23 protein-coding genes are annotated in these 24749 nt (G+C 40.5%); 19 read left to right on the top strand and 4 right to left on the bottom strand.

Annotation, left to right across the window (positions count from 1 at the left end):
- From prmC to rlmM, 10 genes are all read left to right on the top strand, one after another.
- Positions 1-843 (top strand): peptide chain release factor N(5)-glutamine methyltransferase, encoded by an 843-nt coding sequence (gene prmC / locus NQT69_RS06790; RefSeq protein ID WP_256826916.1) that lies wholly within the window; start codon positions 1-3, stop codon positions 841-843.
- Positions 844-896: 53 nt separating this feature from the next.
- On the top strand, positions 897-2435 hold the full coding sequence (locus NQT69_RS06785) for a DUF3369 domain-containing protein (RefSeq protein WP_256827423.1): 1539 nt from the start codon (positions 897-899) through the stop codon (positions 2433-2435).
- 49 nt (positions 2436-2484) lie between these two features.
- The gene (locus tag NQT69_RS06780) at positions 2485-2859 is read left to right on the top strand and encodes a SirB2 family protein (RefSeq protein ID WP_256826915.1); all 375 of its coding nucleotides are present in this window, start codon (positions 2485-2487) and stop codon (positions 2857-2859) included.
- 132 nt (positions 2860-2991) lie between these two features.
- On the top strand, positions 2992-3819 hold the full coding sequence (locus NQT69_RS06775; protein WP_256826914.1) for a tetratricopeptide repeat protein: 828 nt from the start codon (positions 2992-2994) through the stop codon (positions 3817-3819).
- Positions 3820-3836: 17 nt separating this feature from the next.
- Complete coding sequence (locus tag NQT69_RS06770) at positions 3837-5090, top strand: DUF819 family protein (protein WP_256826913.1); 1254 nt, start codon at positions 3837-3839, stop codon at positions 5088-5090.
- A gap of 9 nt (positions 5091-5099) precedes the next feature.
- On the top strand, positions 5100-5954 hold the full coding sequence (kdsA, locus tag NQT69_RS06765) for a 3-deoxy-8-phosphooctulonate synthase (RefSeq protein ID WP_256826912.1): 855 nt from the start codon (positions 5100-5102) through the stop codon (positions 5952-5954).
- A 118-nt stretch (positions 5955-6072) separates the two neighbouring features.
- Positions 6073-6969, top strand: coding sequence for a transcriptional regulator GcvA (locus tag NQT69_RS06760; protein ID WP_256826911.1), 897 nt, complete (start codon positions 6073-6075; stop codon positions 6967-6969).
- A 1-nt stretch (position 6970) separates the two neighbouring features.
- A complete protein-coding gene (locus NQT69_RS06755) occupies positions 6971-7597 on the top strand; it encodes an alpha/beta family hydrolase (protein WP_256826910.1) in 627 nt (208 codons plus the stop codon).
- A gap of 20 nt (positions 7598-7617) precedes the next feature.
- Positions 7618-7986: a DUF423 domain-containing protein gene (locus NQT69_RS06750; RefSeq protein ID WP_256826909.1), complete on the top strand. Its 369-nt coding sequence runs from the start codon at positions 7618-7620 to the stop codon at positions 7984-7986.
- Between the two features lie 39 nt (positions 7987-8025).
- Entirely contained in the window at positions 8026-9111 is a 1086-nt protein-coding gene (rlmM, locus tag NQT69_RS06745) for a 23S rRNA (cytidine(2498)-2'-O)-methyltransferase RlmM (RefSeq protein WP_256826908.1), read from the top strand.
- 45 nt (positions 9112-9156) lie between these two features.
- Here rlmM and cysZ read toward each other — a convergent pair whose 3' ends face one another.
- Positions 9157-9885, bottom strand: a complete 729-nt coding sequence (gene cysZ / locus NQT69_RS06740; RefSeq protein ID WP_256826907.1) for a sulfate transporter CysZ — start codon at positions 9883-9885, stop codon at positions 9157-9159.
- Between the two features lie 277 nt (positions 9886-10162).
- Between cysZ and NQT69_RS06735 the strand changes: the two genes are divergently transcribed.
- The 6 genes from NQT69_RS06735 (at position 10163) to speB (ending at position 17070) form a co-directional block, all read left to right on the top strand.
- Positions 10163-12082 (top strand): methyl-accepting chemotaxis protein, encoded by a 1920-nt coding sequence (locus NQT69_RS06735; protein ID WP_256826906.1) that lies wholly within the window; start codon positions 10163-10165, stop codon positions 12080-12082.
- Positions 12083-12199: 117 nt separating this feature from the next.
- On the top strand, positions 12200-12820 hold the full coding sequence (locus NQT69_RS06730; protein WP_256826905.1) for a sulfotransferase: 621 nt from the start codon (positions 12200-12202) through the stop codon (positions 12818-12820).
- Between the two features lie 147 nt (positions 12821-12967).
- Positions 12968-13429, top strand: a complete 462-nt coding sequence (locus NQT69_RS06725; RefSeq protein ID WP_256826904.1) for a GNAT family N-acetyltransferase — start codon at positions 12968-12970, stop codon at positions 13427-13429.
- Between the two features lie 57 nt (positions 13430-13486).
- Positions 13487-13990: a hypothetical protein gene (locus NQT69_RS06720; RefSeq protein WP_256826903.1), complete on the top strand. Its 504-nt coding sequence runs from the start codon at positions 13487-13489 to the stop codon at positions 13988-13990.
- Positions 13991-14231: 241 nt separating this feature from the next.
- Positions 14232-16145 (top strand): biosynthetic arginine decarboxylase, encoded by a 1914-nt coding sequence (speA, locus tag NQT69_RS06715; protein WP_256826902.1) that lies wholly within the window; start codon positions 14232-14234, stop codon positions 16143-16145.
- Position 16146: 1 nt separating this feature from the next.
- Entirely contained in the window at positions 16147-17070 is a 924-nt protein-coding gene (gene speB / locus NQT69_RS06710) for an agmatinase (protein ID WP_256826901.1), read from the top strand.
- Between the two features lie 66 nt (positions 17071-17136).
- Here speB and NQT69_RS06705 read toward each other — a convergent pair whose 3' ends face one another.
- From NQT69_RS06705 to NQT69_RS06695, 3 genes are read right to left on the bottom strand one after another with little or no spacing between them, the layout of a single operon-like run.
- Complete coding sequence (locus tag NQT69_RS06705) at positions 17137-17430, bottom strand: hypothetical protein (RefSeq protein WP_256826900.1); 294 nt, start codon at positions 17428-17430, stop codon at positions 17137-17139.
- Positions 17427-18467, bottom strand: a complete 1041-nt coding sequence (locus tag NQT69_RS06700) for a M48 family metallopeptidase (protein ID WP_256826899.1) — start codon at positions 18465-18467, stop codon at positions 17427-17429. The genes NQT69_RS06705 and NQT69_RS06700 overlap by 4 nt, the downstream gene beginning before the upstream one ends.
- Complete coding sequence (locus NQT69_RS06695; protein WP_256826898.1) at positions 18467-19564, bottom strand: YjgN family protein; 1098 nt, start codon at positions 19562-19564, stop codon at positions 18467-18469. Before NQT69_RS06695 ends, NQT69_RS06700 begins: the two co-directional genes overlap by 1 nt.
- Positions 19565-19739: 175 nt before the next feature.
- Here NQT69_RS06695 and NQT69_RS06690 point away from each other — a divergent pair, with 175 nt between their 5' ends.
- The 3 genes from NQT69_RS06690 (at position 19740) to zipA (ending at position 24704) form a co-directional block, all read left to right on the top strand.
- Positions 19740-20471, top strand: a complete 732-nt coding sequence (locus NQT69_RS06690; protein WP_256826897.1) for an RNA methyltransferase — start codon at positions 19740-19742, stop codon at positions 20469-20471.
- Positions 20472-20538: 67 nt separating this feature from the next.
- Positions 20539-23934, top strand: coding sequence for an AAA family ATPase (locus NQT69_RS06685; RefSeq protein ID WP_256826896.1), 3396 nt, complete (start codon positions 20539-20541; stop codon positions 23932-23934).
- 38 nt (positions 23935-23972) lie between these two features.
- Entirely contained in the window at positions 23973-24704 is a 732-nt protein-coding gene (gene zipA, locus NQT69_RS06680) for a cell division protein ZipA (RefSeq protein WP_256826895.1), read from the top strand.
- Positions 24705-24749: the final 45 nt, after the last annotated feature.

The raw sequence follows: 24749 nt of genomic DNA, 5'->3' as shown, positions 1-24749 counted from the left end.
GTGACAGACACGGTTGAGTCAGCCATCCACAGTGCTACTTTGCTTTTGCAAAATAGCACTGACAGCGCCAAGTTAGATGCTCAAGTCTTACTGCTTGATGTATTACAAAAACCACGAAGCTATTTATTTTCTTGGCCTGAAAAACACCTCTCTGCGCAACAACAACAATTATTTGATAGTTATTGTCAGCGCCGCTTAAAGGGAGAGCCTGTTGCGCATATTACCGGCACACGCGAGTTTTGGAGTTTGCCTTTACAGGTTAATGCCACCACGCTCATACCTCGCCCAGACACCGAAACCTTAGTTGAAGTTGCCCTTGATTTACCGCTTAATGATGATGCCAAAGTTCTTGACTTAGGCACAGGAACAGGCGCAATTGCTTTGGCATTAGCTTCTGAAAAATCAAATTGGCAAATCACAGGGGTTGACCGCATAGCGCAAGCAGTTGCATTATCAACAATAAATAAACAGCGATTAGGATTGCAGCACGTTACATTTTTACAAAGTAACTGGTTTAGTGAAGTCAGTAATCAAAAGTTTAATTTAATAGTAAGTAATCCTCCTTATATAGAGCATGATGATGAACACCTGAACCAAGGTGATGTTCGTTTTGAACCACGTTCTGCGCTGGTTGCTGATGATGACGGCATGGCAGATATTAAGCATATTATCTCGCAAGCAAGGGATTATTTAGCGCCAAATGGTTACCTATTGTTTGAGCATGGTTATCAACAAAGTACTAAAGTGCATAGTTTTTTTGCACAAATGGCGTATACAAATATACTTACAGTGAAAGATTTAGCAAATAACGATCGTGTAACGTTCGCACAGTGGCCAAAATAAACAACAAAGCGCTGTGAGAATACAATGTAAATGCTCTCAAAGGACCCAGTGTGATGGATGATTTTTTGTTTTCGGATGAGCCACAAGAAGAAGTAAGTAATATTGTTCAGGGAACATGGAAAGTTATCATTGTCGATGATGAACCTGAAGTACATGCTGTTACTAAACTCGCTTTAAGTGACTTTGAGTTTCAAGATAAACGGTTAGAGTTTATTAGCGCTTATTCTGGCGAAGAAGCTAAAGTAATGATTGATAGTCACCCCGATGCGGCCATTGTCTTGCTTGATGTTGTCATGGAAACTGATGACGCAGGCTTGAAAGTCGCTCAGTATATTCGCGAAACCGCCAAAAATAACCATATCAGAATCATTCTTAGGACCGGTCAGCCTGGGCAAGCTCCAGAACGTCAAGTTATTGTTAATTATGATATAAATGATTACAAGTCGAAAACAGAGCTGACAGCCCAGAAACTGTTTACAGTGGTTATGTCGAGTTTACGTTCATACCGCGATATTTTATCTATCGAACAATCTCGACAGGGCCTTGAAAAAATAATTAAAGCTTCACGGGATATTTTTTCAGCTCATTCGCTGGAAAACTTTATTGAGGGAGTCATGCAGCAGCTCACATCATTGCTTGGCACCGTTGATAAAGCAATGTATGCGACCAGCCTAGTGGCGAGCAACCCTGATGAAAATCAAAAAAAGTTAGTCGTTTTCTCGGGGCGCGGTGATTTTGAGCGCAGCGAAGGCAAAGCAATTGAAGAAGTGCTCAATAGTGAGCAATTACTCGCTTGTAAGCAAGCCCTGCAAGAAAAAACGATAGTTTATAAAAATAACTATTTGTTTGCTTATTGTTGTAGTGAGTATAACCATAACTCAATGCTGTTTATTTCAGGTATTCCCCAACATTTAACAGACACCCAACGACATTTAATAGAGATCTTCTCGCAAAATGTGCAGTTAGCGTATGAAAATGTCCAATTGCAAGCTGAGGTCGAAGCGACACAACAAGAGTTGGTACTTCGTTTAAGTGAAGCGCTTGAGCAACGTTCTATAGAAACTGGCAATCATGTTAAACGGGTGTCGCATATTTGTAATGCATTAGCCCTTGGTTATGGTTTATCTAAGCGCGAAGCTGAATTAATACGTTTAGCTTCACCACTACACGATGTAGGTAAAGTTGGTATTCCTGATGCTATCTTGAATAAGCCTGACAAGCTTACAGAGGCAGAGTGGGAAATAATGAAAACCCATGCGCAAAAAGGCTATGCGATATTACAGGGCTCGAAGCGGGATATTGTAAAAGCAGGAGCTGAAATAGCCCGCGATCATCATGAAAAATGGGATGGCAGCGGTTACCCGCAAGGGTTAGCAGGCGAAAGCATTCATATTTTTGGTCGCATTGTGGCACTGGCCGATGTGTACGATGCACTGCGCCACAAACGTTGTTACAAAGAAGCGTGGAGTGTTGAGTCGGTAGTGAGTGAAATTAACGAACAAAAAGGTAAACACTTTGAGCCTAAATTAGTTGAGGTGTTTAATCAGCAAGTAGGTGAATTAGAGAAAATATTAGCGTTATATCCAGATTAAAAAATTAATACCGAATTTAAAATTAACATTAAAGAGTAGTTAGGGGCATATGGATTATTTAGCAGTAAAACACACACATATGGCAATCGCCGTTTTAAGTATACTTTTATTTTATGTACGATCGTTCTCACGTATGGGCAGTGGGGCCATTGCGAAAAATAAAGTGGTTTTTATTGGTAGCCACGCAACAGATACCTTTTTACTGATATCAGCCATTGTTTTAATGGCCATTGCGAAAATAAACCCGCTGGAACAGATGTGGCTGTTAGAGAAAATTATTCTCGTGGTCGCGTACATAGCTTTTGGTATTATTGCTAGCAAGCAAAAAGCAATGGCAGCTAAAATTGGCTTTTTAGTTGTAACGACAGCTGTTATTGCTTTAATCGGTAAGCTGGCCGTTACGAAAACTCCGCTGCTACTTTAACAAACGCCGCCATATTTAAAAAATTTAGCCCAAAGAGTAATCTTCCTCTCTTTGGGCTGTAAACGCGTTGGTAACTGAATCAAAAACTAGGTAAACTAACTCTTCGTATTAATAATAGATGTTGCAGTATTAATGACCACACCTTGGTTTGAAGATGAAAACGAAACCTATCAAGATGAAAACTATGGTGCATTTACTCCAGCGGCTTTGTACCGCTGTATAAGTGCAGAAGCCAAATGGGATCCGCAAGCTCATCTAAGCCAAAGCTTTGCAACTCTTAGTGAACTTGAAAACCAAATTACTGAGCTTTGCCAGCAAGAAAACGACATTCATGACCGTCTCGATACTTTGCTTGATATGTTTTATACCAAGTGGATGTTTAGTGTTTCTAGTTTAAAAGTACCTGAATACACTCTCAATAGCTTTAGTTATACTTTGGCAATGCGCAGCGGCTCACCTACTACCTTGGGGATTTTGCTATGCCATCTTTTACAGCATGCTGATTATGACGCCAGCGTATGCATTAGTAATAATGACGTCAACGTCCATGTTGCAATTAGCGACGAGGAAGGCTATGTATTAGAGCCAAGCTCAGGTCAACAAAGTTGGTATATCATTCCTGAAAATGCCAGCGAAGAAAACGGCGATGGGCAAGAACCCCTTGAGCTGATTTTTGATGAAGATGTTTACAAGCTTTACTTAGCACAACAGAAATGGGCGTTTATTAGTGAAAATAAATTTGGCCATGCACTGACTTGTGTCGAAATGCTAATGGAAATGTTAGGGGATGATCCGTATGAACGTCGCGATCGCGGTTATTTACTAAATCAGTTAGATTGTCCAAAGATGGCACGAGATGATCTGCAATTTTTTATTGATGAATGCCCAGATGATCCTGCCATTGAAATTATTCAACATCAGATTGAAGAACTCGAAGATAATAATAAAACTCACCACTAAATTTAAAGGAAATCAACATGGCTGACGCCCATACTGCATTGATCACCAATGATGCTGTTGTATTTGGTTTATTAGCTGTAATTCTCGGCTTTATTTTTAAAACATCACATAGTGAAAATACAGCGCTGAAGAAGTTTTACAAATATGTCCCTGCATTATTATTGTGTTATTTTTTACCATCATTATTGAATACCTTTGGTATTGTCGATGGTCATTCTTCTAACGTGTATTACGTTGCCTCGCGCTATTTATTACCAGCGTGCTTAATTCTACTCACCATTAGTATTGATTTAAAAGCGATTATTAATTTAGGCCCCAAAGCCCTGATCATGTTTTTAACCGGCACAGTGGGTATCGTAATTGGTGGCCCCTTAGCCATACTTGTGATGAGTGCCGTTTACCCTGACGCGGTCGGCGGCCACGGTCCTGATGCTGTTTGGCGCGGTATGACGACCATTGCCGGTAGTTGGATTGGCGGTGGCGCGAACCAAGCTTCAATGAAAGAAATGTTTGATGTCGGCGGCGATATATTCTCTGCTATGGTGACTGTTGATGTCATTGTGGCAAACTTATGGATGGCAGTTTTACTATTAATGGCGGCTAACCATAAAGCGATTGACGCTAAAACAGGGGCAGATACCAGCGCAATTGAAGACTTAAAAAATCGTGTAGAAAAATACCAAGCAGAACATGCCCGTATGCCTACACTTAATGATTATATGACGATCATTGCTATCGCATTCGGTATTACGGGGCTTGCCCATTTTTGTGCTGATTTTTTAGGTCCTTTCTTTGGTGCGAATTTCCCATGGGCGCAAGAATACAGTTTAAATAGTAAGTTCTTTTGGCTAATTGTTATTTCAACCACAATTGGTATTAGTTTATCTTTTACTAAAGTACGCCATATTGAGTCATTTGGTGCATCCAAAGTGGCATCGAGCTTTTTATATATTTTGGTTGCCTCAATTGGTTTACATATGAATATAACAGCCATTCTTGAATCACCGATGTACTTTGTGATTGGTTTAATTTGGATGTTAACTCATGCAAGCTTAATGTTGATTGTTGCTAAAATCATTAAAGCGCCGTTGTTCTATATGGCTGTTGGCTCGCAAGCAAATGTGGGTGGCGCCGCTTCAGCGCCTGTAGTTGCATCAGCGTTTCACCCTTCGCTTGCCCCTGTGGGCGTATTGTTAGCAGTAATGGGCTACGGAGTCGGTACTTACATGGCATATATTTGTGGATTAATGATGCAAGCAGTTGCACCTTAAGGACTAAAAATGAACAATCATTTAATTAAAATTAACGATATTGAACTTGCGAACGAAAAGCCGTTTGTACTATTTGGTGGTATGAACGTATTAGAGTCGCGTGATTTAGCGATGCGTATCGCAGAGCACTACGTAGAAGTAACGAACAAGCTTAACATTCCTTATGTTTTTAAGGCATCATTTGATAAAGCAAATCGCTCGTCTATTAACTCATACCGTGGTCCAGGTTTGGACGAAGGATTGAAAATTTTTCAAGAGATCAAAACCACCTTTAATGTGCCTTTGATCACTGATGTACATGAACCACATCAAGCAGCACCGGTTGCTGAAGTGGTAGATGTGATTCAGCTACCGGCCTTTTTAGCTCGTCAAACTGACCTAGTGGTAGCAATGGCAAAAACTGGCGCTGTGATCAACGTTAAAAAACCACAGTTCCTAGCGCCCCATGAAATGCGCCATATCATCACCAAGTTCAATGAGGCTGGCAACAATAATGTAGCCCTATGTGAGCGTGGTTCTAGCTTTGGTTATAATAATCTAGTTGTTGATATGCTTGGTATGGACGACATGAAGCCTATGGCACCGGTTATTTTTGATGCCACTCATGCCTTACAGCGTCCTGGTGGGCGTGCAGACTCTGCCGACGGACGCCGTGCACAAGCTGCTGAGCTTGCACGCAGTGGTATGGCATTGGGGCTTGCAGGGTTATTTATTGAAGCGCATCCTAATCCGAATGTAGCAAAGTGCGATGGCCCATGTGCTCTTGCATTGAGTAAATTAGAAGGCTACTTGAGCCAAATGAAAGCGGTTGATGATTTGATTAAAAGCTTTGCACCGCTGGATACTAGTGCCAACGATTTGTAACTAAAATAAGTGGTTTAAAAAGCGACGTAAGTCGCTTTTTTTATCTCTCGAATATACACATCCTTGGCATGGGTATATAATCCACTCATAAGAAAAACTAATTCTAAGAGTGGTTAATATGTCTCGACGCGTCCCGCCATTAAATGCATTAAAAGCATTTGAAGCAGCTGCTCGCCATTTGAGCTTCACCAAAGCTGCCGAAGAGCTTTATGTCACTCAGGCCGCAGTGAGTCATCAAATAAAAACACTTGAAGAACACCTTGGTTTAAAACTTTTTTTACGCAAAAATCGCTCGTTATTGCTCACCGAAGAAGGGCAGGGTTACTTTTTAGATATCAAAGAGATTTTTACTCAGTTGATTGATGCCACAGAAAAGCTGCTAGCGAGAGGTGCCAAAGGCTCCCTAACGGTGAGCCTAACGCCAAGTTTTGCAATCCAATGGTTAGTACCTAGACTTAGTTTATTTAATGAGTTACATCCTGAAATAGATGTGCGAATAAAAGCTCAAGATCAAGATGAAAACTCCCTCTCAGATGACGTTGATGTTGCCATTTATTATGGTCGCGGTCATTGGAGCGGCGTACAAACCCATAAGTTACATACTGAATACTTAGTACCACTGTGCAGCCCTATGTTGTTAACAGGGCCTAAACCCCTTAACCAACCGAGCGATTTGGCGAATCACACCTTGTTACATGATACGACAAGGAAAAACTGGAAAACTTGGATGAAAACCGCCGGTGTGCGTAACGTGCAAGTGAACCAAGGCCCTATATTTAGTCACTCATCTATGGTGCTTCAAGCAGCTGTTCATGGTCAAGGCGTTGCAATTGGTAACAGTGTTCTAGCAAAACCAGATATTGATGCCGGACGTTTGGTGATCCCCTTTAGCCATAGCCTAGAAAGTAAAAACGCCTACTACTTGGTTAACCGTGAATCACAATCAGAGCTGGGTAAAATAGTGTCCTTTAAAGAATGGATGCTTGATTTAGTAGAGCAAGAACAAGAGTTTTAAAATGACAATACAATGGATAAAAGCAAAACAATCAGCCCACGCACAGTTTATTTTTGCTCATGGGGCAGGTGCGGGCAGTGACTCTGAGTTTATGCAACAGATGGCAAGTTTATTAGCCGAGCAAGGTATTAATGTTGGGCTATTTGACTTTGAATATATGCAAATCGCTAAACAAACCAAGAAACGTAGACCGCCTGAGCGAGCCCCCAAATTACTTGTTTATTTTGCCCAAGTTATTGAACAAACAGAGCCAACATTGCCATTATTTATAGGTGGTAAGTCAATGGGGGGCAGAATGGCCTCAATGCTGGTATGTGAGACAAATAAAAAGATCAATGGTGTGTTAGCTTTTGGTTATCCATTTCATCCGCCGGGTAAGCCCGAGAAGTTACGTATTGAGCATTTCGGCGATATTCCATGTCCATTTATGGTGCTTCAAGGTGAGCGAGATACATTTGGTACCCGTGAAGAGTTAAATGCACTAACGTTTGATAAACGCCCCGAATTTGTCTGGTTAACGGATGGCGATCACTCTTTAAAACCACGGAAAAAAAGTGGCATAACGCTTGAGCAAAATTTACAGGTAGCAGCTGAGCACGCAAGTAAATTTATTAAGCAGCATTGTTAGTCGAATTAAAGGAGATTGCTATGATCAAACTATTTCTCATGGCTGGTAGCTTGTTTTGTATGTTATCAGTGGTGCTAGGCGCATTTGCCGCCCATGGTTTAAAAAGTCGCGTTTCTGAGTATGCAATCGGCGTGTTTAAAACCGCTGCTGAGTATCAAATGTTCCATGGCCTTGCGCTTATTGCCGTGGCTATTTTAATAAAGTGGGGCTTAAATTTAACTGCCGCAGGCTGGTTTTTTATTGCAGGTATCTTACTCTTTAGTGGGAGCTTATATTTACTGGCTGTAACGGGGCATAAATGGCTTGGACCAATTACACCTTTAGGTGGACTGTGTTTTATTGTTGGCTGGTTGATTATTTTAGTGCAAGTTGCACGGTTTAAATTTTAATAAAAAAATTAGCGTGGAATGCGCAATTTAAGGGTTTTTATGTCAAGCGTAGTGATTTATTGTCGAAGCGGGTTTGAAAGTGATGCCGCAGCAGAAATAACCTTTCATGCTGCAGAGCAAGGATTTGCCGGTTATGTGAAAGCCAAACCTAACACAGGTTATGTGGTTTATGAGTGCTTTGAAGCATCACACAGTGACGAGATCATCAAAAAAGTCGATTTTAAAAATATGGTGTTTGCACGCCAATGGTTCGCAGGAAGGTTACTTGAGAATATGCCCGTTGAAGACCGGGTTGGTGAAATTAAAACCGCAGCAGCCGATTTTCCGCTGTGCTCAGAACTACGTGTAGAAACCCCTGATACTAATGAAGGCAAAGAGCTTTTAACCTTTTGTAAAAAAATATCAACTCCTCTCAAAAAAGCGTTAGAAAAACAAAACACCGTACTGCGTGAGCCCAAAGCTAATCGTCCGGTTATGCATGTGATGTTTTTGACTAACAATACAGCCTACGTGGGACATTCATACAGCTACAATAATTCACCATTCTTTATGGGTATTTTGCGCTTGCGTATGCCAAGTGATGCGCCTAGCCGTTCGACTTTAAAACTTGATGAAGCATTTAATGTATTTATACCGCCTAATGAAGTTGAGTCACGGGTACAAGCAGGGATGCGCGGCGTAGATTTGGGGGCATGCCCAGGAGGATGGACATATCAGCTAGTGCGCCGCGGCATGTTTGTCAGTGCTATTGATAACGGCCCAATGAACGATGATTTAATGGAAACGGGGCAAATTAAGCACTTTAGAGCAGATGGTTTTAAATACCGGCCAGAAAAGCGCAATATACAATGGTTAGTGTGTGACATGGTTGAAAAGCCCACCAAAGTAACAAACTTGATGATTGACTGGGCTGTCAACGCGTATGCTAAAGAACTCATATTTAATTTAAAACTCCCTATGAAAAAACGTTTTGACAGCGTTTATGAGTGCTTAACCATGATAAGGGAAGAACTTGATAAATACAGTATCAGCTATGAATTACAAGCAAAGCATTTATATCATGATAGAGAAGAGATAACGGTGCACTTGAATGTCACCAAAGTACCACAGAGTTTGTATAGTTAATTTTTTAGCTAGAAAAAAGCACAGCAAAACAGCTGTGCTTTAAAATTAATTTCGGTAATTTGGTCGGTAGTTATCTACCCATAAACGCGTAGCTCCGCACACAGCCACAGGCATTACAATTAAATTAACGATTGGAATTGCCGTAAGTAACATAACAGCTAAACCAAAACCGTAGGATAAGCCCTGCTTTTGTTTTAAATCTTGCTTCATTTGTTTAAAACAGATCTTATGGTTATCAAATGCATAGTCTTTATATTGCACCGCATACATCCAACAAGTAAACAACACCCATAAAACTTGGCCGATAACGGGTAATATCCATAATAAAATAAAGAAACCAATCGCCCGTGGCAGGTAATAACACAGCTTTGTCCATTCACGGCCAAGCATTCGCGGAACATCTTTTAATAAGTCAGCGAAGCCGTCATCATTAATTTTTTGGCCGGTTAAATGCAGCTCTACTTTTTCACTTAGCAGTCCATTAAAGGGGGCTGCAATAAAGTTAGTGATCACCGTAAAAAGCATACTGTAACTAAATAGAATGACTAATATAGCAATAGGCCACATTAGCCACTCAAGCCAGCTCAGCCAACTTGGCAGCATGTTGGTTAAATAAGTAAACCCTTCAGTTAGCCATCCGTATAAAAAAAACAGCGAACTACCAAAAAGCGCAATATTTATTAATAAAGGAATAAACACAAATCGTTTTAAACCTTTTTGTGTGATCAATTTGAAGCCGGAAAAAAAGTACTCTATACCTTGGGTAAACTGCACAAAAATACCTCAGATTATTTTTATCATATGGCTAAATTATAAATTGCTCAGTTATTTTTAACAGTACTTTTAAGTAACAAACTATTATCTGGTACTTTTAACGTATTTCAAGATTCGTTTAATTCTCATAAATATTTGTAACACTATGTTTTTATTTTGAAATATCTGAATTTTCCTAGCTGGCTTAATCATACATAATTTAAATTGTGTACTATAATATTTGAGGGGTAGAACTCAATTTTGTCAATTAGTTATGTATGCTTATTAGGAAACGCGAATGGGTCAGTTTACAGTAAAGAAAAAACTCTATGTTATTTTTGGCATAATTCTGTCTTTAACTTTAGTGTTAGGTGTGTTCGCATCCCTTTCTTTAAAATCTCAGGCTAAGCAATCAGATATGATGCTTGATATCACATTTGCAGATGCTGATTTATATGCATCAAGGCTAGCTCAAGCTGATTATATGATTCAAGAATCCGAGAGCTTTAAACAGCAAGCAATAGAGTACTCCAGTGAGGCGTTAGCTTTACTCGCGAGTGTTAAAAAGAAAATGGAAGTCGATACAAGTATTCGTCAAGTGGATAGCATACAGGCTGACATCAATGAGTTTATCAAGCTATTTAAAGAGTTTAGCCAAGCTAAACAGGCACTAATAAGCTCACGGACACAGTTTGATACGGCAGCGCTCAATGTTGGTACTGCAATTGATGAAACGTTAGCGAGTATTGAAGCTTACTTTAAGCAAAACCAGCAAGACTTTACAGAATTTAGCCGTTTCTTAAAAGCTAAGCAATTTCGTGATTTGTTCAATGAAACGCGAGTGGCTGTATGGAAATACTCAACAACACAAGACCAACAAACGAATACTCAAATTACAAATAACATCCAAAAGTTAAAGCTGCTGATTGATGAGATGAAAGGCATGATGCAGTCGCCTGCAACTTTGCAATTACTCTCTCAATTACAGCAAGAGCTCAGTGAATATCAACTTATTTTTAATAACACAGTGGCCGCTTTTACCCAGTTAAACGACATGCAGACAGCGATGCTGCAAGTTGCCGGGAATGCATCTAATAGAATGTCAGCGCTTGTTAGCGAGGAAATGGTAATTGCAGACAAACAAAGTGAACAAGCGCAAACGATTATGATAGTGGTGTTGGTTTTTGCATTTGTAATTGCGGCACTACTGAGCTGGTGGTTAATAAAGTCAATTATGGGTCCGTTAGCCTTGTCGGTTAATTTTGCACAAAACATTGCTAAGGGGGATTTAACGCAACGAATTGAAGTTTCTGGAAGCGATGAATTTAGCCAATTAAATAGTGCGCTAACACAATCTGCAGACTCATTAAGAAATGTAGTTGAACAACTAAAGCAAGTGACCCAGGAGTTAGAAAATTCCAGCGAAACTATTTTGCATTCGGTATCAGGCGCGAGTAACTCGGTGCAAAATCAGCAATTAGAAACTGACATGGTTGCTACCGCTATCAATGAAATGGCTGCGGCAGCTATGCAAATATCTCACAGTGCTAGTAATGCCTCTAATACAAGTCAAGTGGCAGAGCAAAGTGTTGAAACATCCAAAGGGGTTGTTACTAAGACTGAGTCTGCCATGACAGAGCTAGCACAAGCTTTAGGTCATGCATCTACCGTAGTTAACACCTTAAGTGAAAATAGCGCAAACATTGAAGGAATCTTAGATGTTATTAGAGGGATCGCAGAGCAAACCAATTTATTAGCATTAAATGCAGCTATAGAAGCAGCAAGAGCTGGCGAACAAGGTCGTGGCTTTGCGGTGGTAGCTGATGAGGTACGTACATTAGCACAAAAAACGCAAGAATCTATTAGTGAGATTACTAATATTATAGAAGCAATTCAAACTGGCGCTTCGGACGTTGTTAAAGTCATGGCCACATCGAATGAAAAAGGGGATTTAGTGGTTGAACTAACGGCTGAATCTAGTCAGTCATTGAGTTTAATCGTCTCGTCAATTAATGAAATTGTTGATACAAATAACCAAGTAGCCGTTGGGGCTGAAGAGCAATCGTCCGTTGCTGCAGATGTGGATAACAATGTAATTAAAATAAAAACGCTTGCTGATGATAATGCCCAAAGCCTACATACAATCAGTGAGCAAATTGACTTGCTGGTTAAGCAGACACAATCTATGACCAAACTGATAAGCTTTTTTAAAGTTTAGTAGTTGATTAAGGTTTTGCAGTAAAGGTAGACCCACTGACTGCCTGTAAAGTGGGTTTTTTGGTAGGTTATCTATATCTTTAGCTATATACTCATTCTTTTTTAAATTGAGTGCTGTATGTCAAAGGTTTTTATAATCGGGTTGCCAAGAACCGGGACTACTAGCATTAGTGTTGCGTTACTTGAGTTAGGTTTACACGTGGCGCATACTGCTTTTACTAAAAAAGCGTTTGAAGTGGCTGATGCGATATCAGATGCCCCTTGTTTTAGTGATTACATGCACCTAGACAAGTTATTCCCTAATTCTAAATTTGTCTATTTAAATCGTGATGTAGAGAAGTGGTTACCGTCGATTAAGATGCTACTGGAAAAAATGGCACCGCATCTTGAGTTCAAAGGCGGTCATTTTAGCCCTGTGCTTAAGCGTAGTTTTCATCAAACGTTCCCTGCGATACATCCTTTATCAACAACAACCTTGACGCGTTATTTTTTAGAGCATCAATTCGCAGTATTTGAATATTTTAAAAATCGCGATGATTTTTTATGCCTTGATGTGAGCGAGCAAGGGAGTTTGTTAAAGTTAAAGCAGTTTTTGGCGTTGCCAACCCAGGGAGAAGCCGATTTTGCTAAATTAAATGTTGGCCGGAACGTGGCTAATTGGCGCGAATATAAGCACCCGAATAAAGTAAATGCTAACTTGGCTGGAGTTGAGCATCGAAAATTCTTTGACTATGCCTGAACACTATACGCCTTTATCACTGCATTATTTTCGTTGTACAGTAAATTTATAAGCTTAAAGTGATAAAAACTGGCCGAACAAGGTTGTTCATTTGTTACAATTCGGTATAGTTTGACAACAAATTTTTAATAAAAATTGAGATGTTCTATGCAGTTAGTCGATTTAAACCCCAATGACCAGGATGTGATTAATGTTTTTGCTGATATCGACCGACTTATTTGCTCCTTATATCCAGTGGCCACAGCGCAATCACTTAGTGTTGATCAATTAAATCAAGATAACGTGTATGCGATAGGCTTGAAAAACGAGGATGGTATTGTTGCGTGTGGCGCGATAGTAAAGCAATTTGATACTCCTCCCTATGGTGAAATTCGCCGTTTATATGTTAAACCAAGCTACCGTGGTAAAGGGTTGTCTCGTCGCATTATGCAAATCCTGCTGCACCATGCAGGGGAAGAGCAAATTCCTTTGATCCGACTAGAAACAGGCCCAAAACAAACAAAATCGATTAATTTATACGAAAACTTAGGTTTTAAGTCTTGTGGGCCATTTGGCAATTACAGTGAAAATCCTCAAAGCTTATTTATGGAACTTGGGCTTAGTCAGTAAACTTATTTAATTTTTACAAAGCAGTTGAGTAGATATAACCCACGTTTAAGAGGCGTTATGAAAACCCAAAAATCACTCTGTTTAATTTTTAGCTGCTTTATTTTCTTCACTGCCTGCGACGATCATAACAAAGGGAATTCTGAACCCATACCGGCTGAGCCGTGGTGGGCGTCTTTAGAGCCAGATGTTGTGATTGAGAATGATGAGTTTTACTTAAAATCATGTGACTCTATAACGCGAGTTATTAATAATGATGGTGATAAAACAGCCCGCGTCATTTTACAGATCCCATTTCGATTACTGGCATCGTGTCCTAATCAATTAGAAAACAAAAGCCCATTGCAATTTGATGGCACTTACTTAACCCTTACTCTTTGTCGCACTGTAATAGGCGCAGGTGGCTGCGGTGAAGAGCGCTACAGAACCCGCGACTTTGAGCATTGGCAAGAATACATAGGCATAACTTGGCTCAATGGTGAAGAATATCAAGCATGGCGAGTGTTAGGCTCAAAGTCATCAAAAGCAGATGAAATCAGCAAAGTGATTAAATCTAAAAATTAATTAAACATGCCACCATTTCTTCCCCACCACTGGCCGAAACCTTTGTTTTATTTAGCGTAGTAGGCTCGCAATGCTTTGTTTTAATGGGGTTAGGGTTTCTATATTGCATTTCTAATTATCAACACTAAATTTCACTCGTTACGAGTAAAAATACTTGTTGGACTTAATCTTCCTTTTTTCTTTTAATGCGCGCAATTCGCCGAGTTTGTTCTTGGCATCATTAAATAACAGAGAAAGATAAATGAAAGATACAACATCACTAGAACAAGCTCGCACGAGTTACAATGTTCGTCATTGGAGCCAAGGTTTTTTTGGTATAAATGATCAAGGTGATGTTTATGTTGCGCCCAAGGCCGATGCCCCAAAGCAAACCATTGCATTCATTGATATTGCCAAACAGCTTGAAGATAAAGGTATTAGTTTACCGGCTTTAGTGCGTTTTCCGCAGATTTTACATCACCGTGTGCACAGCTTATGTGCGGCATTTAACACTGCTATTGAAAGCTACGGTTACCCAAAAGACTACTTACTGGTTTACCCAATAAAAGTAAACCAACAACGAGAAGTAGTTGAAGAAATAGTTGCCAGCCAAGCTAATATTGAAAAGAAGCAACTAGGCCTTGAAGCGGGGAGTAAGCCCGAGTTACTCACTGTGCTTGCTATGGCGGAAAAAACCAGTGCTGTGATTGTATGTAATGGCTATAAAGATAAAGAATACGTGCGTCTTGCATTGATTGGCGAAAAGTTAGGCCATAAAGTGTATATCGTATTAGAGAAACTCTCTGAACTAGATATGGTACTTAGCCAAGCGAAAGAGCTTAATGTAATGCCTCGGATTGGTATTCGTGTCCGTTTAGCGTCGCAAGGGAAAGGAAAATGGCAAGCAAGCGGTGGCGAAAAGTCAAAATTTGGTTTATCAGCATCACAAGTTTTACATGTGGTAAATAGATTAAAAGAATCTTCTCAGCTTGATTTAGTACAGTTGGTGCATTTTCACTTAGGGTCACAAATGGCCAATATTCGCGATGTTCGTCTTGGCGTAAGTGAAGCTGCACGTTTCTACTGTGAATTGCGCAAGTTAGGCGCACAAATAGACTGTTTAGATGTCGGCGGGGGCTTAGCGGTAGATTATGACGGAACACGGAGCCAGTCGCATAACTCGATGAACTATAGTCTAGCTGAGTATGCAAATAATATTGTTTATACCATCGGTGATATTTGTAAGCAGTATGAGCAACCATTTCCGACGATTATTTCAGAGTCAGGTCGCGCTTTAACCGCGCATCATGCGGTGCTTATTTCGAATGTTATTGGCACTGAAAGCTATGTACCCGAGGATGTTCAAGCACCAACAGCCGATGCACCGTTATTACTGAAAAATATGTGGCAGTCGTGGCAGCAATTACATGTACTTACTGATGACCGTGCATTAATTGAAATTTATCATGATAGCCAAGGTGACTTAGCTGAAGCGCATAACCAATTTGCAATGGGCTTATTAGATTTAACTCAACGCGCATGGGCTGAACAAATTAACTTAAGAGTGTGTTACGAGCTGAATAAACACATGGATAATAAAAACCGTTTTCATCGTCCGATCATCGATGAACTCAATGCGCGGTTAGCAGACAAGTTTTTTGTTAACTTCTCACTGTTTCAGTCATTACCTGATGCGTGGGGGATTGATCAGGTGTTTCCGGTATTACCATTAAGTGGTTTAACAGAGGCACCAAAAAAACGAGCAGTATTATTGGATATCACTTGCGATTCAGACGGTGCCCTTGAACATTATGTGGATGGCCAAGGTATTGAAAGTACATTACCTGTTCCGGAATTTTGTGCTGAAAAACCTTATTTAATGGGCTTTTTTTTGGTGGGTGCTTATCAAGAAATCTTAGGTGATATGCATAATTTATTTGGTGATACTCACAGTGCTATGATCACTATGGGTGAACATGGCGATGCCAGTATAGTAGAGGTCAACCAAGGTGACACAGTGGCAGATATGATGCGTTATGTTCATCTTGATGTTGAAGGCTTTCAGTCTTCTTATGCACAGCTGGTGGTGAGTAAACTTCCAGTAAACGAACAGCAAAGTGTGCTTGATGAATTACAAGCGGGTTTAGACGGTTATACATATTTAGAAGAGCTTTAATATGACCACCTTGTTTGATCATACTGATCATTCGTTATACTCCAACGGCATGACGTTTTTGCGTCAGCCAATGGTACAAAATATCACTGATATCAATGCAGATGTAGTGGTGCTTGGCTTGCCGTTTGATTTGGCGACATCGGGTCGCCCAGGAGCACGTTTGGGGCCTGACGCAATTCGTCGTGCATCGGTGCACTTAGCGTGGGAAGAAACTAAGTACCCTTGGACGTTTCCTTTGTTTGAACGTTTAAAATTAGCTGATGCTGGGGACTTTACTTACCCAGTTGGCGACCCTGAGTATTTTACTGCGCAGCTTGAATTAGCCGCGGAGCAAATTTTACGTCAGGGTAAAACATTACTCGGCCTAGGGGGTGATCATTTTGTTACTTTGCCTTTACTGCGTGCCCATGCTAAACGCTTTGGCAAAATGGCTTTAGTGCATTTTGATGCGCATACCGACACCTACAGTAATGGATCGCGTTATGATCACGGCACTATGTTTTATCATGCGCCTGTGGAGGGGCTGATAGATGTAGAGCACAGCATTCAAATCGGTATTCGTACTGACTTTGATCAAAGTAAACATGAATTTGCAGTCATTGATGCGATGGCAGCAAATGATTTATCGGCGCAAGTGATTGCTGAGCAAATTTTAGCGCGGGTGGGGGAGTTACCCGTGTATATTACTTTTGATATTGATTGTTTGGATCCGGCGTTTGCGCCCGGAACTGGGACGCCAGTGTGTGGCGGCTTGACCAGCGACAAAGTGCTGAAAATTATACGCGCACTCAAGGGCATAAATATGGTAGGAATGGATGTTGTAGAAGTGTCGCCGTCGTATGATCAAAGTGAGCTCACTGCAATTGCAGCTGCGACTATTGCTAATGAATTACTGCACTTGTGGGCGCTAAAGCATAAGTACTAAACCGCCAGAGCTTAGGTTAAATAAAAAGCGCCATGTTGGCGCTTTTTTGTTGTCTATTTACATAGCTCACTTGAACTTCATATTGTGTTTTTTGGCATACGCTAAACACACAGGAATCTCGATGAGTATGTAGGTTAAAAACGTGAACCAAAACCAATTTACATTAAACCCTAACCAGCTAAACTCAACGCCTGTATCATAAAAGAGGTTGCCAGCAATTAGTAATGTAATTGTGGTAGCAAACAAGTCCTGAATCGATACTTTTGTGAAACTATTGCCAGCAAAGCGTGGGTAAATAACTCCGTAACCTAACGCGATGACAGTAATAACCAAGGTAATTAATGTTAACTCAGGTGTCATTGTGGTGTGTATTGCCTCGCAAAATCAATTCGCTCTTGTGAGCTTGGGTGTGTAGATAAGTACTTAAACCACGAGTCATCAAGCTGTGCTTGCTCATCTAATTTGTTTTGCAGTGCTTGTATGGCATCGGCAAAATCATTATTAGAGTAACCTAATGCGATTAACTTTTCGATAGCGTATTTGTCGGCTTCTCGCTCCATATCCCGGGAAAACGCTTGTTGCAAAAAAGAAGAACTAGAACCAAGCACCACTTCAGTGATCCCTTCTAAGTCACCAAAAATAACCGCTAACACTATGGTACTGGCAGTCGCTTGTGCCGCTAAGCGAATCCCATGTTGGTACTCAACATGGCCGATTTCATGAAGTAAAATAGCCCGCAAAGCATCCGGTTTATCCTTAAGTAAAGTGACTAATTCATCGGTCACAATCACACGCCCATGCGGCAATGCAAAGGCGTTAGCTGCGAAGTAATCCGATTGATAAAAAGAGAGCCTAAATATAGTGCTATCTAAGTTTAGCTCATCAAGCATTTGCTGCCATTGTTGCTGTATATTATTTTGAGTTTCATCAGGTAATTGAGAAGGAGCTAATGCTACTTTTTCAATTACTTTTAAACTTTGGTTACCCATGGCCTCTACAGTAGCAGGTGAGGCTAAACTGACACTATACACAGCGATAGCGGGGATGCCGCGATATAAAATAAACCACAGTAATAAAGGTATTAAAATGACTGAGGCAAGTATGAGTGGCTTAGATTTTTCGAGGCGTTCACTCATGCCCGTTTTTGTATGCGTAAATGCCCAGCGATGGTTAATATCCTCTGGAACAAAGCGGCCACCGCCAGCAAAGTTTAATTCTGAAGCCACACCAGGAAGCGGGCTTTCAATTTGGCACTCAGTAATAAGTACAGATAAAAGCGTATTTCTTTGCTGTGAATCAACAAGTTGTATTTGGCTCTTATTGCTTGCTGCAAAGCATTGTTGGTGCTGGCTGCTATTAGGGTAGTAATAGCAGCCTTTAATATAATGTTTACTCATCAAGTAAGCGAAATATCAATATCAAACACATTTGCTGCTTCTTCGGCAAATGATGATTGTTGTTCTTCTACAGTATCAATAATGGCAAGTGCGCCTTCGTAAATCGTAACTTCGGTGGCCATAGCAAGCAGTCGTGCTCTGCGTATTTTTGCCCATGGATAGGCGAGTCCTAAAGTAAATATAATTGCCAGTGCATTGGTAAACAGAAGTACCGCGTATTCAACGGGTTTTAAATCAGATTTAAAACTTGCAACGTCTTCAAACTCACTGCTATCAAAAATATGATTACGAATTATTGATACATAAACAGCCCGCACAATTGTTAGAAAGGCCACATAAAGCGCCGCAATTAACAGTGGGATAATTAAAGTAGAGATATTAAAGTTATCGGTGTCAAAGCTGGTTAAGTTTATAGCAACACCACCTAACCCAGCAAAAATACTAAATATAACTAAACCGCCAATCGCAACACCAATGGTGATTAATGCCGCCATATAATAGGTGGCCCCTTTGAGGTTTACATTAATTGGCTTATTACCGTAACTGATGTTTTCGTGTAAATATTGGTCAATACGTTTGAGTGCATAAGGCAGTAATAGGTAAAAGGTGAATACACTTGCTATGGGCAGTAAAACAAAATTAACTAATGCATCACCGTAATTTCCTGCAAACGCAAAACGCACATTACGATGACGGGTCATACGAAGATTAAAGCGTAGTCCTTGATTGATTATCCATGGCATTGAAAATAAAAAGCCGAGGGCGAATAAAAGACCGATAACAGGCAGAAATTGTACGACTAGGCTGTAAATAATGAATGCAATGATTGCTAAAATTCGCCCTTTGAGGATCTGTATTGGGGTGGCTAAATAATCAAAGCTGTGGCCATCAATACGGGTGTTGCTATAAAAATAGCGATAGGTGCGTACTTTTGCCCATGCCGAATAAATGCCGAGGGTTAAAATACTGAGTAAAATATTAACAGACCAAATACCAAAAAATTCGCCGGCTTGGCCGCCAAACTGTACTCGCCCTTGAAAAATACTTTGTTTAGATCCGTTGGTTGTTGATTCATTAAAATCAGTGCTGGGTTCCATTTTTATTCCTTTCCTTAAGATAGGTCCAAAAACTTACTAAATAAATCCTATTTAATCAATCATAATTAGTTGTACTTACTGATTATCTTTGCTTTTTATAAAAAAGTATGAGGTATCAATTTTAGAATTATTAGTTAGATCTGCTATACTCACGGCGTCATTTTATGAGGCTGTTATGATTTCAAAAAACCAACTCAAGTTAATTCGTGCATTAGGTCAAAAAAAGTACCGAAAGCAGTATAATCAATACCTTGTACAGGGTGAGAAAAATGTACTTGAGTTATTAGCAAGTGATTTAGCGGCTGTAGATGTATTTGCCACAGCTGCATTTATTAGTCAGTATCAGTCTCAGTTTAATAAAATCACTATGATTGAGGCTGATGAAGAGAGCTTAACAAAAGCCAGTACTTTAGTTTCCAACAATGCGGCAATTGCAGTTGTAGCAATGCCAACAGTAGAACTACCCAACACAGAAGGGTTAATTTTAGCCCTTGATGGGGTTTCAGATCCCGGAAATTTAGGCACCATTATTCGTGTTGCCGATTGGTATGGTATAAAGCACATAGTGACAAGTATTGATAGTGCAGATCCATATAATCCAAAAACAATCAGTGCCACAATGGGCTCATTTGTACGAGTAGCAGTAAGCCAAGTTGAATTACCCGCTTATTTAAAAACGCTTAACTTGCCTATCTATGGTGCATTTTTAGAGGGTGAGAACCTACACAAGACTGAATTATCGCAATCTGGTGTGTTACTTATGGGTAGTGAGTCACACGGCATTCGCAGTGAATGCGCGGCTTTAGTAAGCAATAAAATTACGATTCCGGCATTTGGTGCTGCGGAGTCATTAAATGTTGCTATGGCTACAGGTATTATTTTAGATAACTTTAAACGCCAAGCTTAACCTTTTGTCTCAAAATAGGTTAGATTAGTACTTGGTAAATAATAATAACAATCGGTAAACCAAATAGATGCGTTTGAGCACCATAAAATTAGCGGGCTTTAAATCCTTTGTAGAGCCCACTAAAATTCCGTTCCCTGATCAAATGACCTGTGTCGTTGGCCCTAATGGCTGTGGCAAATCAAATGTCATTGATGCGGTGCGTTGGGTATTAGGTGAAAGCTCGGCTAAAAATTTGCGTGGCGATGCCATGACCGATGTTATTTTTAATGGCTCAACTAACCGAAAACCTATCTCTCAAGCTTCTGTCGAACTGATTTTTGATAATACTCAAGGCCAGCTCCCTAATACTTTTGCCGATCGTAACCAAGTTGCTATAAAGCGTTTAGTCACTCGTGATGGCCAATCATTGTATTTTTTAAATGGCAGTAAGTGTCGAAAACGTGATATTACCGACATATTTTTAGGCACTGGGCTTGGCCCACGTAGCTACGCAATTATTGAGCAGGGGATGATCTCACGCTTAATTGAGAGTAAACCTGCTGATTTACGAATATTTCTTGAAGAAGCCGCAGGTGTTTCAAAGTACAAAGAGCGTCGTCGAGAAACGCAAACTCGGATCAAGAGTACGCGAGAGAATTTAGAACGTTTACTTGATGTTCGCCAAGAGTTGCAAACACAAGTTGATAAATTGGCTGTGCAATCAGTTAATGCTAAAAAGTATCGCGAGCTAAAGAACCAAGAGCGTACGCTTAAGGGACAAATTGCGGTTTTAAAATGGCAAAAGCTGCATCAGCAGCAAGTTGATAAAAATCAACAGATTGCTAAATTAAATGAACAAATTGATTTTTTTAAGCAAGCGAACTCAGGCCATGATGATGTACTGGCGAGCTTAGAAGTTAAAGTACAACAACAGCAGCAACATCTCAGTGATGCGCAACATGCACAACATAATACGCATACTCAGCTAACCCGAATTGAACAACAGCAAATTAGCTTAAAACAACAACATCAAACCCTGAGCCAAAACTTAATTAAACAACAAAGCCTGCAACTGCAAAACCAAGAACTGCAATTACAGCAGCAATGGCATACCGATGAGCTCGCACAAGCACTACAGCATGCAATTGAGCACACACTTATTTGTGATGAGCAAGTAGAGCAGATTGCACAGCAAGTTGAACAATCACAACAGCAAAAACAACACGCTTATGAACAGTGGCAAACACTGAAAGAACAGTTTCAAACGTTAGAAAATAACCATAATAAACAGTGTAATACACAAACACAGCAGCAGCAAAGTTTACAATACCTCGATACGCAAATTGCTGATATTGAGCAACAGGGAAAAGATCTAGCAGATAACGCAATTGCCCAACAATTAGAGCAGCAGCAAGCGTTAATGCAGTCTCTAACCAAAGAGTTAGCGGCAAAGCAAAGTGCGTTAAACACCGTTAAGCAGGCGACACAAAGTGCGCATGAAAGATTAACAACAAGCCAAGCAGTACTGCAAAATGTGACACAAGAGGTTAATGAAAATAAAGCCCAAATTGCCGGTTTAACCAGTATGCTGGCAGATCAAACAAGTCAAAGTAACGCTAATTTATTAGCCCAACTTGGCGTGCAGTCTGGTTGTGAACAAATTGTAGAGCAAGCGCTTTTAGGATTAACGCACTTAACTGTATGCTCGGATAGGGCTAACAATAGTGTTTGGCCAAGTACGTATAAAGCCAAAACTGACTCTGTTGCCGCGCTAATCGAGCATGGCGTCTACCCTGATTTATTAGAGCGAATTGCTGTTCAAGATAATTTTGATCAGGCTTTATTCAGTGATGAGTTTTGGCTTGCGGCTATCGATAGGGATGGCACAATCTATGGACGTAATTGGCAGCTAAGCAATCAAGCTGATGAAGAAAGTTCATTACTACTCAAACATAAGCAGCTAAAAGATGCAAAAGAGTGGGCAACCTCATTGCAGGAGCAACGACAAACAAAGCATGCTGACGTCACAGAGAATGAAGTTAAACACCGCGAGTTATTAACTCAAGGTGATAATTTAAAAGAAGCGGTGCATCAACTTGCACAAAAAATAGCGTCAGCGAGTACCCGGCGCGATATGCTTAAAGAGCAATTAACACAGTGGCGCACTCAACAACAAAAGCTAACTGAAAAACGCCAGCAACTAACTGCTGAACAACAATCCGTAACGCAAGCTATTGCGCATCAACAACAGCTTATTGATAGTTTAGCGCAGCAAAAGCAGCAGTTAGCAGCGCAACTTACACACGCACAACAACATCAGCAAGCATGCGATAACGAATACACGCAGCACAATGCGGTATTTGAGCAGTATAAAACTCAAGCTCATCAAGCGCATCTTGCTGAACAAAAAGCTCGTAGTGAATCTCAATTAAGTGAAACTAAACTTCAGCATGCACTTACTGCGTATGAGAGTGCCAGTGAAGCTGTATCAGAGCTCAGTTGTCAAATTGAAGAGTTAGTGATCCCGCTTGAACAAAGCGCGGAACAAATTTTATTATTGCTTGAACAGCACCAGCAAGGCGAAGAAGAATTAAGTAAACTCAATGACCAGTTAGCAGATGCTAAAGCGGCACTATTAGATAAACAAACTGTGCTGAAGTCATCGCAAAGTGAATTAACAATGTTGCAGGAGACACTGCAAACGCTGGCACTCGAAGAGCAAAGCTTGCTTGTAAAGGCACAAGCCGCATTAGAGCCGTTAAATGAGCTTGAGCAAAACTTAAAAACCGTACTCGCGCAATTACCTGAGTCAGCCAGCTTATCGGGGATGCAAACGCAACTTAACCGAGTCGTGCAGGGAGTAACGGATTTAGGTGCGGTAAATTTAGCGGCAATCGATGAATATGAACAAGCTAAGCAGCGCAGCGAGTATTTAGAACAACAATTAGATGATTTAACCAATGCGCTATCGAGTTTAGAAGGTGCAATTAATAAGATAGATAGAGAGACTAAAACGCGTTTTAAAGCGACCTTCGATCAAGTAAATCAAGATTTTGGTGAGTTATTCCCTAAAGTATTTGGTGGTGGCAGTGCATATCTTGAATTAACCAGTGATGATTTACTCGAAAGTGGTGTTAGTATAATGGCACGACCACCAGGTAAGAAAAATTCAACAATTCACCTGTTAAGTGGTGGAGAAAAAGCGCTGACCGCATTATCATTAGTGTTTTCAATATTCAGGCTCAATCCAGCTCCTTTCTGTATGCTGGATGAAGTAGATGCACCACTCGATGATGCGAATGTTGGCAGGTTTTGCCGTTTAGTGGAAGAAATGTCACAATCGGTGCAATTTATCTACATTAGTCATAATAAAATTGCCATGGAAATGGCAGGGCGATTGACTGGTGTTACAATGGCTGAGCCAGGCGTATCACGCATGGTGGCAGTTGATATTGAACAAGCGGTGCAAATGGCACATGCATAATACAATTTTTGGCAAATCAAATAATAAAAGGTGAGGGGATGGCCGAGCAATTAAGATGGGTTTTAATCATTATCAGTGTAATTGTCATTGGTGGATTATTAATACATGGCCTATGGTCAGTTCGTAAAAAAGATGAGCCTGCAACACCCGCTGATGAGCGAGTTGAACCTACTGAACAAGCCCCTGTACAACAAACAGCGGCAGAGCCTATTCAAGAGCGTTCAGCTGAACGTGATGAACCTCAGTTTGGTGATCTTAGTTTCTCTGCAGCAGATGAACAGCCTGAGCCACAGCAGAGCGTTGAGCAAACGCCAGAAGACCTTGAAGAGCCCAAAGCAGAAAGTGAATCTGCGGCTCCTGCAGCTGACTTTATTATTGTGCACATTCAAATGCCAGAAGGCATGGTGATGGAAGGCAGTAAATTATTACCAGCGGTTAATACGCTTGGTTTTAAATATTCAGAGGAAGGCTTCTTTAATCGTCATTTAGACCCTGCAGGCCTTGGTCCTGTACTATTTCGCTTAGTTAATATGTACAACCCAGGTACGTTTGATATTGATAATATGGAACAATTTAGTACCGCTGGGATCAGCCTCTTTATGACCTTACCATGTGATGGTGATGGCTTAGCTGCGTTTAACATGCTTCATAGTGCTGCGAAAAAGCTTGCAGATGAGTTCGGTGCTACCATTTTAGACTCACAACGAGAAGAAATGACCGTTGATAGTGTACGTGAGTATGTAGAAAAAGTGAGAAGCTTCTGCGCGTGAGCAGTAACCAAATAAAGTTAATTAATTAAGAATTTTTTAAGCCAC

Source organism: Pseudoalteromonas shioyasakiensis, assembly GCF_024518675.1.
GTDB classification, from domain to species: domain Bacteria; phylum Pseudomonadota; class Gammaproteobacteria; order Enterobacterales; family Alteromonadaceae; genus Pseudoalteromonas; species Pseudoalteromonas shioyasakiensis_B.
This window is presented reverse-complemented; position numbering and strand designations above follow the sequence as displayed.